Below are 11,647 nucleotides of genomic sequence, written 5' to 3'. Positions count from 1 at the left end.
GCGGCCATGGTCATTGCATGCGCTGCAATTGTTTTTCCATGCTGTCCATCTTTTCATGCAAATGCTGCAAACAATTCATTACCGCCTGCCAGCACCCCGGTTTACCGCTGCGCTCCATGCGGGCCTGCGGCGGCTGCTCAACCAGCAATTCTGAATAATGCACCTCCAGCACTTCTGCAATGGCCATTACCATAGCCCATGTTAACCGCTTGATCGTATTCCTTTCTATGTTGCCATAAGACGTTTTGCTGACACATAACTTGGCGGCCATGTACTCCTGCGTTACGTTTTTGCTTTCGCGTACTTTTCTTATCTGCAAACCTATATTCATGATTAATACTGCTATGGGAGCAATATTAGAAGAATGAAAAACACCCGCCAAATCAAACTGGTAAAAGCCGAAATACTTTCCGGATAACTGAATATAAATTCGGGATAGCTGAGTTTTACTCAAAAAAAATGCACTCATATTGAGTGCAATCATATCATTTCGAGCAGTAAAAAATCTATTTGAGAAAGCGTTTGCCAATCAGCCCAAAGATCAGGGCGCCGCACAGCGCGCCGGCGGCATCCGCCACTACGTCCCATATCTCAAAACTACGGTTGGCCGTAAAATACTTCTGTATAAACTCAATGCCCAGCCCGTACAGGCTTACTACCAGCGCCAGGCACAACAGGGCCGCCGCGCTGATCCGCCCTTTCTGCCGGTAATACCCGTAAGCCAGCAGCAGCACCGTGCCGCCAAAGAGAAAGAAATGCACGATCTTATCCATGTGCAGCAGGTCGAACAAACCGCTTTTGGGCACGGCAGACGCCGGCATGGTGCATAAAAAAAGAATGAGGATGATCCATGCTAACGCGGGTAAATAATACCGGATCATCCTCATTTTATTTGTATTCGTTTCGTTCATTATCCTATTCGCCTATCAGCGCTTTATAAGCGTCTGCAGTCAGCAAGCCGTCTACATCCGCCGGGTTGTCTACCTGTATGGTCACCATCCATCCTTCTCCGTAAGGATCGGAATTGACCAGCTCGGGGCTGCTTTCCAGCTTGGGGTTCACTTCGCCTACTGTGCCGGATACGGGCAAAAACAGGTCGGATACGGTTTTCACAGCTTCTACCGTTCCAAAGATCTCTTCAGCTTTCAGTGCTTTGCCTGCGGTAGTGATGTCTACAAATACAATATCGCCCAGTTCGCGCTGTGCAAAATCGGTAATGCCTACTTTTGCAGTATTACCTTCTAACAAAACCCACTCATGGTCTTTTGTGTAACGCAGTTGTGACGGAAAATTCATGTCAGTTTTGATTTTGAGCCGTAAAAATACGCTTTAAGGGCAGAATAATAAAAAAACTTCTTCGTTAACAGGCGTTTAGAAAAACAGGAACTTCTTTTTCAGCCTGATTTTCATGCGTACGTTCTGCAAGGGCCGGTTGTTTTTGTCTGTTTTCACTGCCGCAATGCTGTCTATCACCGGCAGGCCGCTGATCACCTCGCCAAATACCGTGTATTGCTGGTCCAGGTGCGGCGCTCCGCCAATGGTTTTGTATACCTCCCGCTGGTCTACCGGTATTTTGCGGCCGCCCAGGCGGGTTTGCTCCAGCGTATCCAGTTGCCCGTCCGTAAACTTCTTTCCCTGTACAATGTAGAATTGGCAGCCATCCGAGGCCCTGGCGGGGTTATTGTCACGCGCCGCCGACAGCACGCCCTTTTTATGGAACAGGTCCAGCTGAAACTCCGCCGGCACGGTGTACCCTACACTGCCATCGCCCAGCAGGGCGCCGGGCGCAGCGTTTTTAGACGAAGGGTCGCCGCCCTGTATCATAAACTGTTTGATCACCCGGTGAAACAACAGGCTGTCATAAAAATGCCGTTTTACGAGGCGGATAAAATTATCCCGGTGTTTCGGCGTCTGGTCATACAGCCTGATCACCATGGTACCATAGTCCGTGGTGACCTTTACTTTCCGGTTCCTTTGGGCCTGTGCGGCCAATGCCGCCAGCAGCAAAAAAGAAAGCAGTAGTGTTTTATGCATAGGGTCTGTTTTATGGGCCCGGCGCCGGCAGGGCGGCCCGGCAGCCGTTGCGTCGCACTCTTCAGCTTTGGTACGGGCATGGGCCAGCGGGTGAATTACTCTTCAAAATAGGCGATCACATGTTCCTTCAAAAACCGCTCCTGCTCTTCCAGGCCCATTTTGGGCACCGGCTGCAGCTCCTTGAAATGCGGCCAGCCGTCACGGTCACGCCCCTCCGGCTCGTAATACCCGCTCTGGGTGAGCAGGGTACACACGGCAATGTGCATGAGGTCCTGCTTCTGTTCCTTGGTGTATTTCTTTTTGGGGCTGTTCAGCTCCTGTATGCCTATCAGTAAAAGAATGGCTTCCATATTGGGCGTCTTGCCAAAACGCTCCCGCAGCATATCTTCCACTTTTTTCCATCTTGTTACAAAATCTTCCTGGTCCATCCTTTGGTTTTTAGTGTTTTATATTCATGGCATAGCGATTGCTGCCTTAAACGGACAACAAATGTACGGTTTACGCAAAAAATTGATGTAAATATCGATCCGCTTTCTTAAATTGGAATTTTTTTTAAACCATATCTGTTTACCGGGGAGGCTGTTCAGCAAGGTGTTTTAACAGCATTTTAACGGCGCATACCCGCCATGGCAGTAGGTTTAAATACCAGAATCATTATTTTAGCAACTTACGAAATGTAAATACATGGAAAATACATCGTACGATATCCGCCAACTCAACGAAAGGATCCATCAGGCCAGTGCATTTGTAGACCTCCTGAACATGGAGATCAATAAAGTGATCGTAGGCCAGAAGTACATGGTAGAGCGCCTGATGATCGGCCTGCTGGCCCAGGGGCATGTGCTGCTGGAAGGGGTGCCCGGGCTGGCCAAAACGCTCTCCATCAAATCACTGGCATCCGCCATCAACGCCCGTTTCTCCCGCATCCAGTTCACGCCTGACCTGTTGCCGGCAGACGTGGTAGGCACCATGATCTACAACCAGCAACGTAACGAATTTGTGGTAAGAAGAGGCCCTATTTTCGCCAACTTCATACTGGCAGACGAGATCAACCGCGCCCCGGCCAAGGTGCAAAGCGCCCTGCTGGAAGCTATGCAGGAACGCCAGATCACCATCGGAGACTCCACCTTCAAGCTGGAAGAACCCTTTCTGGTGCTGGCCACGCAAAACCCCATTGAGCAGGAAGGCACTTATACCCTGCCGGAAGCACAGGTAGACCGTTTTATGCTGAAAGTGGTAATAGGCTACCCCACCAAAGACGAAGAGCGCCACATCATCCGCCAGAACCTGCAGCCGGAAGGCCAGACCAAAATAAACCCGGTGGTAAACCCCTCGGAAATACTGGAGGCCCGCAAGCTGGTACGGGAAGTGTACATGGACGAAAAAATTGAACAGTACATCATAGACGTGGTGTTTGCCACCCGCAACCCCGAAGAGTATAAACTGGCCAAACTGAAGCCGCTTATTGCCTACGGCGGTTCTCCCCGCGCCAGCATCAACCTGGCCCTGGCGTCTAAAGCCTATGCCTTTATGAAGCGCAGGGGCTATGTAATACCGGAAGACGTGCGCAGCGTATGTTTTGATGTAATGCGCCACCGCGTAGGCCTTACCTATGAGGCGGAAGCAGAGAACGTAACCAGTGAGAACATCCTCAGCGAAATACTCAACGCGGTGGAAGTGCCATAAACTGCAAACCATGGAAACTTCAGAAATACTCAAGAAGGTGCGCCAGCTGGAGATCAAGACCAAAGGCCTCACCAACCACATTTTTGCGGGAGAGTACCACAGCGCCTTCAAAGGCAGGGGCATGTCTTTCAGCGAGGTGAGGGACTACCAGTTCGGAGACGATGTAAGGTCTATTGACTGGAACGTGACCGCCCGCTTCAATCACCCCTTTGTGAAGGTATTTGAAGAAGAAAGGGAACTGACGGTGATGCTGCTGGTAGACGTGAGCGAAAGCGGGGCCTTCGGCACCGCCACCCATACCAAGCGCAGTCTGGTAACAGAGCTGTGCGCAGTGCTGGCGTTTTCCGCTATTAAGAACAACGACAAGGTGGGCGTTATCTTTTTCAGTGACGGCATGGAGAAATATATCCCGCCTAAAAAAGGCAAGTCCCATATCCTTTTCATCATCCGTGAGCTGCTGTCTTTCACGCCTAAACGAAAAGGCACCAACATATCCGAAACGCTGCGCTTCTTTAACAATGCCGCCAAAAAACGCAGCATTGTTTTCCTGCTGAGCGATTTTTTCTCCGGCAACTACCAGGACGCGCTGAACATTGCCGCCAAACGGCACGATGTGGTGGGCGTACAGGTATATGACCCGCGAGACAAAGACCTGCCCCCCGTAGGCATGATCAAGATGACAGACGGTGAAACCGGCGCCTCCCAGTGGGTAGACACGGGAAATAAAAGGGTACGCCAACATTACGCCCAGCAGTTCCAGCAGCACGCACAGTATTGCCGGAACGCCTTTCTGAAAAGCGGGGCGGAGCTGATCAGCATCCGTACCGATGAAGACTATGTAAAAGCATTGCAAACATTTTTCCTGAACAGGGTTTAAGATAAAAACTGATCACTGCCACACCGGATGAAAGTCAAGAAGCACATATTTGTTTATACCATGCTGGTTTGCCTGCTGGGCAGCAGCCCGTTGCTGGCGCAGCAGTACGAAGATTATTTCCAGGTGAAGGCCGTGCCTGACACTACCAGCATACGGCTGGGGGAACAGGTGAACATATCCGTTACCGCCAAGGTGATGCTCTACGCATTAAAGGGCGCCAGCCTGAAAGTGGTATTTCCCAACCTGCCTGACTCGCTCAACCACCTGGAAGTGGTGTCACGCACCCCGCTGGACACTGCCGGCTCCAACTCCCAGCAAAAACTCTGGAAGCAGACCATTACTCTTACCAGCTTTGACTCGGGGCGCTGGGAGCTGCCGCCCATGAAGTTTGAAGTGTTTTCGGTAACAGACGGATCTTACGACTCCGTGTTCACCGAGCCCATTATAATAGACGTTACCACCGTAGCCGTAGATACCTCCAAGGCCTTCAAACCCATCAAACCGCTGCGCCGCGTGGCCTGGAACCTGCTGGACTACTGGCCCTGGCTGCTGGGCATACTGCTGCTGGTGACCGGGGTGGTGCTGTACTTTGTATACTGGCGCAAACGCAAGCCGGCTCCCAAACCGCCGCCGGCCCAACCGCTCCGGTCTCCCTACGAAACGGCGATGGACGAGCTGGCGCAACTGGGGAAAGACAAACCCTGGAACACAGACGTAAAGTTGTATTACACACAGTTAACAGACATACTCAGACAATATTTTGAGCAGCAGTTCCACATTGCAGCGCTGGAGCAAACCAGCGCCGAGCTGCTGCAAAACATTAAACCTGTAACGGTGCTGAACCAGCAAAGGGACAAATTGCAGAGCATACTGACGCTGGCAGACCTGGCCAAGTTTGCCAAGCTGCAGCCTTCGCCGCAGGAGCATGAAGACTGCCTGCAGAAGGCCATAGCCGTGGTAGAATGGACAAAACCGGCCGCCGCGCCCGCCCCTGAGCCAGACAGCACAAATCAGAAGAAATAAACATGGACCTCAACACCTGGAAAAATATCACTTTTGCATACCCTGCCTTTTTCTGGCTGCTGCTGCTCATACCCGTTATGATCTGGTGGCACTACCAGGGCGGCCGCCGCTTCCAGGGCTCTGTGCAGGTATCTTCCCTGCAGGGCCTCAAGGGCCTGCCCGTTTCCTGGAAAGTGCGCTTCCGGCCGCTGCTGCTGGTGCTGCGCATTATTGCCTACGCCGCGCTGGTGACCGCGCTGGCCCGCCCGCAAACCTCCAACACCTCCGAAAGCATAGACAGTGAAGGCATAGACATTGTAATGAGCATAGACATTTCCGGCAGTATGCTGGCGGAAGACCTGCGCCCCAACCGCATGGAGGCCGCCAAAAAAACCGCCATGGAGTTTGTAGACAGCCGCATCAGTGACCGCATTGGCCTCGTCATCTTCTCCGGGGAAAGTTTCACCCAGTGCCCTATCACCATGGACCACGGCGTGCTCAAACAGCAGATCATGCAGATCAGGAGCGGCATGCTGCAAGATGGTACGGCCATAGGCATGGGCCTGGCCACGGCGGTAGACAGGCTGCAGAACAGCAAGGCCAAAAGCAAGGTAATAGTGCTGCTGACAGACGGGGTGAACAATACGGGCCTGGTAGACCCGCTCACCGCGCTGGAAATTGCCAAAGCCTACAAAATAAAGGTGTACACCATTGGCGTGGGTACCATCGGCAAAGCCCCCTCCCCCGCCACCATGCCAGACGGCAGCGTGCAGATGCAGATGGTAGACGTGCAGATAGACGAGCCGCTGATGAAAAAGATCGCTACCGAAACCGGCGGCCGCTACTTCCGCGCAACAGATAATACTTCCCTCAAAAACATCTACCAGGAAATAGACAAACTGGAACGCTCCAAGGTAGAGATCACTTCTTACAAACGTTTCACGGAACATTTCTTCCCGCTGGCCATGATAGCGCTGGCCTGCCTGCTGCTGGAAGTAGTGCTGCGGTACACCGTGTTCAGAAGATTGCCATGATTTGCTTTACCTTTACGCCGTGCAAGCAACCATTTACAAATCCACCGGCAGCTGGTATGTGGCCAAGTCAGCCACAGGCGAGTTCTTACAGGCACGCCTGCCCGGTATTTTCAAAATAGACGGAGATATCACGTCCACCAACCCCATTGCCGTAGGAGATGAAGTGACCATCAGTATGGAAGACGGCGGGCAGGACACAGCCGTGATAACAGACATTGCGGAACGGAAAAACTACATTGTACGCAGCTCTCCCCAGAGCAGGCATAAAAAACATATAGTAGCCGCCAACCTTGACCAGGCCGTACTGGTATGCACCGTACGGGAACCGCGTACCTCGCAGGGTTTTATTGACCGCTTCCTTGTAACGGCCGCCGCCTACCACATACCCGCCGTACTTGTTTTCAACAAAAAAGACGTGTACAAGGCCAAAGACATAGAGAAGTTTGCGCACTGGAAAGAGGTGTACGAGTCCATAGGGTACACCGTGCTGCTCACCGCCGCGGCTGCCGGAGAAGGCATCCGGGAACTGGAGCAGGTGCTGCACAACAAAACCAGCCTGCTCTCCGGCCACTCCGGCGTAGGCAAGTCTACCCTCATTAACCAGGTGCTGCCAGACCTGCAGCTGAAAACAAAAAATGTAAGCGGCTGGAGCGGCAAAGGCATGCACACCACCACCTTTGCAGAAATGTTTGACCTGCCGGGCGGCGGGCGGTTGATAGATACTCCCGGCCTGCGCGAATTTGGTATTGTGGATATTCCTAAAGCAGAATTATCTCATTATTTCCTTGACATGCAGCCCTACCTGAACAGTTGCCAGTTCAATAACTGCCAGCACCTGGACGAACCGGGCTGCGCGGTAAAAGAAGCGGTAGAAGCGGGGGAGATAGATATGGAACGGTATCTTAGTTATGTGGCTATCTGGCACAGCATAGGAGAAAAGGATTATTGAGCTGTTTTCAAAAAGCGCTTTTGCAGGCCGGTAACAGCCTTTTGTTATTGCGGGTTTCCGCGGTATACAGGATGAAAATCACCCTCTCCGCCTGAACAACCCCTTCCTGGGCGGCTTGCTCATTTCATCAAACACCTTTTCCGCCCCCATGTTCCTGGGCGGCGTTTTACAACCTGTTTTCTGCGTGCGGCAGCCCGCCAGCAAAACACCAACAGCCATTAACAGCATCCATTTACGCATAAGCAGGCCTTTTAGAATAACTTCATTTGTTTTCCGGCCTTGCCATTCTGCTTGGCGTTATTGGCATTGTAAAAAGTAGTGCCCGGGCAACCGGACTTTTGCGTGGCGCAGCCCGCCAGCAGAAAAGCCAGCCAAAGGCCTAATAACCATTCTTTCTTCATAGGAGGGATATTTCAGCATATGCAATATAACACTTTTTTATAAAGTGTGTACATCCCGCGCGTTACCAGTATAGGACGGGCGGCGGAAACAAGTTTCCGGGAGCGCGGTGCCTGAGCAGGCTGCCGGCAAACGGCAATTATCCAGTTACATTGGCTACACCTGGTCCCGGAACCAGTCCGCGTACATGATATAGTTATTGGCAATGCGGTCTATTTCACCGTGGATCAGCTCCTGGCTAACATTTTTCACCTTTTTGGCGGGTACCCCGGCATAAATGCTGCCGGCTTCCACCCGCGTACCTTCCAGCACCACGGCGCCGGCGGCAATAATGGTGTTGCTGCCTATGTGGGCATTATCCATTACAATGGCCCCCATGCCTATGAGCACGTTATCTTCCACGGTGCAGCCGTGAACAATGGCATTGTGGCCGATGGACACGTTATTGCCAATGTGGGTTTGGGTTTTCTGGTAAGTGGCATGTATCACCGCGCCATCCTGTATGTTCACCTTGTTGCCCATACGGATGCTGTTCACATCTCCGCGTACCACGGCGTTGAACCACACACTGCAGTCGGCCCCCATCACTACGTCACCTACAATGGTGGCATTGGGCGCTATAAAACAATTTTCTCCCATTTGCGGGAGCACTCCTTTTACAGGTAATATTACTGGCATAGTACAAATATAGAACTTCACTAACTTCGCCACAATGAATAACAGGCAGCTTTTTTTACAACATGTGGCGCAAACCTCTGATGCCCCGCTGGCACTGGAAATAGTGAAAGCAGAAGGAATGTATATGTGGGATGCCGGGGGCAAGAAATATCTTGACCTGATAGCCGGCATCAGCGTTTGCAACGTAGGGCACTGCCATCCGGCAGTGGTAAAGGCCATACAGGAACAGGCGCAAACCTACATGCACCTGCTGGTGTACGGTGAGTTTGTACAGTCTCCGCAGGTAGCTTACGCCAAATACCTGGCAGACCATTTGCCGGCCTCTCTCAATAGCGTATATTTCACCAATTCCGGCAGCGAGGCGGTAGAAGGCGCCATGAAACTGGCCAAACGCCACACCGGCAGAACGGGCATCATCGCTTTCAGGAACAGCTATCACGGCTCTACACAAGGCTCCCTGAGCATCATGGGAGATGAGTATTGGAGAAACGCCTACCGGCCCCTGCTGCCGGACGTGCTGCACCTGCATCATAACAGCATGGAGGTGATAGAACAGATCACGGAGCGCACTGCCTGCGTGATAGCGGAAACAGTACAGGCGGAAGCGGGCGTATGGGCGCCCTCCCGGGAATGGATGCAGGCCTTGCGGCAACGCTGTACGGAAACCGGCACACTGCTGATACTGGACGAAATTCAATGCGGCCTGGGGCGCAACGGTACCCTCTGGGCCTTTGAGCAATATGGCATTGTGCCGGACGTGCTGCTGCTGGGCAAAGCCCTGGGCGGCGGCATGCCGCTGGGAGCTTTTATTGCGGACCGCGAGGTGATGTGGGGCCTCACCCACCAGCCCGTACTGGGTCATATCACCACCTTTGGCGGCCATCCTGTGGCTTGTGCCGCGGGCCTGGCCGGCATGAAGGCGCTGGTGGAAGAAAACCTGGTGGCCGGGGTGGCGGCCAAAGAGCAGCTTTTCCTGGCGCTGCTGCAACATGAGCGCATCAGGGCCGTACGTTCCAAAGGCCTGATGCTGGCGGTTGAGCTGGACGATTTTGCGTCCAATAAAAAAGTGATCGACTATTGTATTGCCAACGGGCTGATTACAGACTGGTTCCTGTTTGCCCCACAATGCCTGCGCATGGTGCCGCCGCTTATTATTACGGAAGAGGAGATACGCGAGGCCTGCCGCATTATACTGGCCGGGCTGGATACCTTGTAAGCGTGCAACATTGCCGGTGGTGGCGTTATCACTCCCGGGAATGCCGCCCGGCATATCAACTATCCGGTACCCGGCTTATTCTGGCACCCGTATTTGGAGCGTATTTCCGCCCTATCCCGGTTGACCAGGAGGTATGCTTTATCTTTCACTTCACTTGGGCAATGCCAACACCTTATGCAAAAAGAAACCTCCCGGTTTCCCGGGAGGTTCGTTTCAAACTGCTTATGAGAAAATTCAACTAAAAGATTTATTGCTGGCCTGCTTCCCGTTTCGCCTCTGATTTCATTTTGTCATTGGCAAAGATGGAAAACTCAACGCGGCGGTTCTGCGCGCGGTTAGCTTCACTGTCATTCGGGAATTTAGGCTGTGTTTCACCATACCAGAAGGTCTGCACACGGCCTGCGGACACGCCCTGGCCTACCAGGTAATTGGCTACGGATTTGGCGCGGCGTTCAGACAGGCCGTAGTTATAGGCGTCCGCACCAGTGTCGTCCGTATGGCCCTCTACACGCACATGCGTGTCAGGGTACTTGTTCAGTACGTCCGCCAGTTCGCGGATATTGCTTTGAGCGGTTGCGGTCAGGTCAGATTTGTCGAACCCGAAAAGCACGCCGGAGTTAAAGGTTACGTTAATCCCTTCTCCCACACGTTCTACGGTTGCGTTCGGCACTTCATTCTTGATCTCTTCCGCCTGTTTGTCCATTTTTTTACCGATCAATACACCGGCAGTACCACCCACCGCGGCACCAATAATGGCGCCCAGGGCAGTATTACCTGCTGCTTTACCGATCACGGCCCCGGCCGCCGCACCGCCGCCGGTACCTATTACAGCGCCTTTTTTGGTATTGTCCATACCCTGCCAGGTACTGCAGCTGCCTAAAACCATCGTACCCGCCAACGCCATCGCCACCCATGCATTAAATCGTTTCATCTTAGTAAGTTTAAACATAAAAGTTTATTTGAGATAATTGCCTGAACAAATACTCTGCCAAGATCGGTTTTTCGTATTAAATATATGGTAATAAACAAGATAAAAATTAAGAATAACGGACAGGTGAAGATGCCTGCGCCTGTCCGTTATCACCGGTTAACGTCCGAAAAGGCCGCCCAGCAGACCACCCAGGCCGCCGCTGCTTTGTTGTTCTTTGGCGCCGTTGCTGATCATGCCCATCAGGTCCTGCAGGTCCACATCGCCGTCTCCGTCTTTATCAAGCCCGCCGGCAAATTTGCCCAGCAGGCCGCTCAGGTTCAGGCCCTGGGTGGAGCCACCTGTGAGGGAGCTGAAAATACCGTCCAGCGAAAAACCGTTATCTGACGGATCATTGGTTTTTTTCACCAGTGAGCCCAGCACGGCGGGGATCAGGGAGCCGGCTATGGAAGCCGCGGCACCGCTGTTCAGGTTAAACTTCTCGGTAAGATTGCTGATGAGGTTGCCGGAAATGTTGTTTACAACAGGGTTGTTATTGTCCACCTGGCCATTGGAATTGAACAGGCCCATTACCTCGCGCACGTTGCCGCTGGCGAGGGCGTTTTGCAGACCGTCTGCAATAGAATGTGTGGCCTCGCCAATGATGGCTTCATTCTGGTCATTGGGGACGGCGGGATTGGCAACCACAGTTTGCTGGGCGTTTTCGCGCACCAGTTGTACTAATTGATCTAACATGTTTGACAGTTTAGGAAGGTGGATAATATGATTACGGTAGAAATTGGCCACCTTGATAACAACTTTTGCTGCTGAATTGTTGCAGGCGCCGCCGGGTTCACGCAATATT

The 11,647-nt window shown here is 52.5% G+C and carries 16 protein-coding genes; 6 read left to right on the top strand and 10 right to left on the bottom strand.

Annotated features, from left to right (window positions below):
* Nucleotides 1–10: 10 nt before the first annotated feature.
* The 5 genes from D3A97_RS08690 to D3A97_RS08670 form a co-directional block, all read right to left on the bottom strand.
* The gene (locus tag D3A97_RS08690; protein WP_119077973.1) at nt 11–484 is read right to left on the bottom strand and encodes a helix-turn-helix domain-containing protein; all 474 of its coding nucleotides are present in this window, start codon (nt 482–484) and stop codon (nt 11–13) included.
* 22 nt (nt 485–506) lie between these two features.
* Nucleotides 507–887: a VanZ family protein gene (locus D3A97_RS08685; RefSeq protein WP_157986433.1), complete on the bottom strand. Its 381-nt coding sequence runs from the start codon at nt 885–887 to the stop codon at nt 507–509.
* Nucleotides 888–915: 28 nt separating this feature from the next.
* Nucleotides 916–1,296 carry a glycine cleavage system protein GcvH gene (gene gcvH, locus D3A97_RS08680; protein ID WP_119077971.1) on the bottom strand — a complete coding sequence of 127 codons (381 nt, stop codon included), beginning with the start codon at nt 1,294–1,296 and terminating at the stop codon, nt 916–918.
* Between the two features lie 75 nt (nt 1,297–1,371).
* Nucleotides 1,372–2,034, bottom strand: coding sequence for a peptidylprolyl isomerase (locus D3A97_RS08675; RefSeq protein ID WP_119077970.1), 663 nt, complete (start codon nt 2,032–2,034; stop codon nt 1,372–1,374).
* A gap of 95 nt (nt 2,035–2,129) precedes the next feature.
* Nucleotides 2,130–2,462, bottom strand: a complete 333-nt coding sequence (locus tag D3A97_RS08670; RefSeq protein ID WP_119077969.1) for a hypothetical protein — start codon at nt 2,460–2,462, stop codon at nt 2,130–2,132.
* 256 nt (nt 2,463–2,718) lie between these two features.
* Between D3A97_RS08670 and D3A97_RS08665 the strand changes: the two genes are divergently transcribed.
* The 5 genes from D3A97_RS08665 to rsgA are packed head-to-tail and all read left to right on the top strand — an operon-like array spanning nt 2,719 to nt 7,582.
* Nucleotides 2,719–3,720, top strand: coding sequence for an AAA family ATPase (locus D3A97_RS08665; RefSeq protein WP_119077968.1), 1,002 nt, complete (start codon nt 2,719–2,721; stop codon nt 3,718–3,720).
* 10 nt (nt 3,721–3,730) lie between these two features.
* Nucleotides 3,731–4,597 (top strand): DUF58 domain-containing protein, encoded by an 867-nt coding sequence (locus tag D3A97_RS08660; protein ID WP_119077967.1) that lies wholly within the window; start codon nt 3,731–3,733, stop codon nt 4,595–4,597.
* A gap of 27 nt (nt 4,598–4,624) precedes the next feature.
* Nucleotides 4,625–5,620 carry a hypothetical protein gene (locus D3A97_RS08655; protein ID WP_119077966.1) on the top strand — a complete coding sequence of 332 codons (996 nt, stop codon included), beginning with the start codon at nt 4,625–4,627 and terminating at the stop codon, nt 5,618–5,620.
* Between the two features lie 2 nt (nt 5,621–5,622).
* Entirely contained in the window at nt 5,623–6,633 is a 1,011-nt protein-coding gene (locus D3A97_RS08650; RefSeq protein ID WP_119077965.1) for a vWA domain-containing protein, read from the top strand.
* Between the two features lie 19 nt (nt 6,634–6,652).
* Nucleotides 6,653–7,582 carry a ribosome small subunit-dependent GTPase A gene (rsgA, locus tag D3A97_RS08645; RefSeq protein ID WP_119078493.1) on the top strand — a complete coding sequence of 310 codons (930 nt, stop codon included), beginning with the start codon at nt 6,653–6,655 and terminating at the stop codon, nt 7,580–7,582.
* A gap of 78 nt (nt 7,583–7,660) precedes the next feature.
* Here rsgA and D3A97_RS24810 read toward each other — a convergent pair whose 3' ends face one another.
* The 3 genes from D3A97_RS24810 to D3A97_RS08640 form a co-directional block, all read right to left on the bottom strand.
* Nucleotides 7,661–7,822 (bottom strand): hypothetical protein, encoded by a 162-nt coding sequence (locus D3A97_RS24810; protein ID WP_157986432.1) that lies wholly within the window; start codon nt 7,820–7,822, stop codon nt 7,661–7,663.
* An 11-nt stretch (nt 7,823–7,833) separates the two neighbouring features.
* Entirely contained in the window at nt 7,834–7,983 is a 150-nt protein-coding gene (locus tag D3A97_RS24805; RefSeq protein ID WP_157986431.1) for a hypothetical protein, read from the bottom strand.
* Nucleotides 7,984–8,137: 154 nt separating this feature from the next.
* Entirely contained in the window at nt 8,138–8,659 is a 522-nt protein-coding gene (locus D3A97_RS08640; RefSeq protein ID WP_119077964.1) for a gamma carbonic anhydrase family protein, read from the bottom strand.
* 34 nt (nt 8,660–8,693) lie between these two features.
* On the opposite strand from D3A97_RS08640, the gene D3A97_RS08635 reads away from it, so the two are divergent.
* A complete protein-coding gene (locus D3A97_RS08635) occupies nt 8,694–9,875 on the top strand; it encodes an aspartate aminotransferase family protein (RefSeq protein WP_119077963.1) in 1,182 nt (393 codons plus the stop codon).
* 247 nt (nt 9,876–10,122) lie between these two features.
* Here D3A97_RS08635 and D3A97_RS08630 read toward each other — a convergent pair whose 3' ends face one another.
* Together D3A97_RS08630 and D3A97_RS08625 are read right to left on the bottom strand one after the other, a co-directional pair.
* Entirely contained in the window at nt 10,123–10,806 is a 684-nt protein-coding gene (locus D3A97_RS08630; RefSeq protein WP_119077962.1) for a YiaD family glycine zipper/OmpA-like lipoprotein, read from the bottom strand.
* A 156-nt stretch (nt 10,807–10,962) separates the two neighbouring features.
* Nucleotides 10,963–11,538, bottom strand: a complete 576-nt coding sequence (locus tag D3A97_RS08625; protein WP_157986430.1) for a hypothetical protein — start codon at nt 11,536–11,538, stop codon at nt 10,963–10,965.
* Between the last annotated feature and the right edge of the window lie 109 nt (nt 11,539–11,647).

The sequence above is a fragment of the Chitinophaga alhagiae genome (assembly GCF_003568665.1).
Lineage (GTDB): Bacteria > Bacteroidota > Bacteroidia > Chitinophagales > Chitinophagaceae > Chitinophaga > Chitinophaga alhagiae.
Note: the sequence above shows the minus strand (reverse complement) of the source record. Positions and strands in the feature narration are given on the sequence as shown.

What these genes read in the sequence shown, in the direction of transcription:
- D3A97_RS08650 (WP_119077965.1), top strand. Translation starts at nt 5,623, where the DNA reads ATGGACCTCAACACCTGGAAAAATATCACTTTTGCATACCCTGCCTTT.
- D3A97_RS24805 (WP_157986431.1), bottom strand. Translation starts at nt 7,983, where the DNA reads ATGAAGAAAGAATGGTTATTAGGCCTTTGGCTGGCTTTTCTGCTGGCG.
- D3A97_RS08630 (WP_119077962.1), bottom strand. Translation starts at nt 10,806, where the DNA reads ATGAAACGATTTAATGCATGGGTGGCGATGGCGTTGGCGGGTACGATG.
- D3A97_RS24810 (WP_157986432.1), bottom strand. Translation starts at nt 7,822, where the DNA reads ATGCGTAAATGGATGCTGTTAATGGCTGTTGGTGTTTTGCTGGCGGGC.
- D3A97_RS08625 (WP_157986430.1), bottom strand. Translation starts at nt 11,538, where the DNA reads ATGTTAGATCAATTAGTACAACTGGTGCGCGAAAACGCCCAGCAAACT.
- D3A97_RS08675 (WP_119077970.1), bottom strand. Translation starts at nt 2,034, where the DNA reads ATGCATAAAACACTACTGCTTTCTTTTTTGCTGCTGGCGGCATTGGCC.
- D3A97_RS08665 (WP_119077968.1), top strand. Translation starts at nt 2,719, where the DNA reads ATGGAAAATACATCGTACGATATCCGCCAACTCAACGAAAGGATCCAT.
- D3A97_RS08655 (WP_119077966.1), top strand. Translation starts at nt 4,625, where the DNA reads ATGAAAGTCAAGAAGCACATATTTGTTTATACCATGCTGGTTTGCCTG.
- D3A97_RS08685 (WP_157986433.1), bottom strand. Translation starts at nt 887, where the DNA reads ATGAGGATGATCCGGTATTATTTACCCGCGTTAGCATGGATCATCCTC.
- D3A97_RS08640 (WP_119077964.1), bottom strand. Translation starts at nt 8,659, where the DNA reads ATGCCAGTAATATTACCTGTAAAAGGAGTGCTCCCGCAAATGGGAGAA.
- D3A97_RS08690 (WP_119077973.1), bottom strand. Translation starts at nt 484, where the DNA reads ATGATTGCACTCAATATGAGTGCATTTTTTTTGAGTAAAACTCAGCTA.
- D3A97_RS08660 (WP_119077967.1), top strand. Translation starts at nt 3,731, where the DNA reads ATGGAAACTTCAGAAATACTCAAGAAGGTGCGCCAGCTGGAGATCAAG.
- D3A97_RS08635 (WP_119077963.1), top strand. Translation starts at nt 8,694, where the DNA reads ATGAATAACAGGCAGCTTTTTTTACAACATGTGGCGCAAACCTCTGAT.
- gcvH (WP_119077971.1), bottom strand. Translation starts at nt 1,296, where the DNA reads ATGAATTTTCCGTCACAACTGCGTTACACAAAAGACCATGAGTGGGTT.
- D3A97_RS08670 (WP_119077969.1), bottom strand. Translation starts at nt 2,462, where the DNA reads ATGGACCAGGAAGATTTTGTAACAAGATGGAAAAAAGTGGAAGATATG.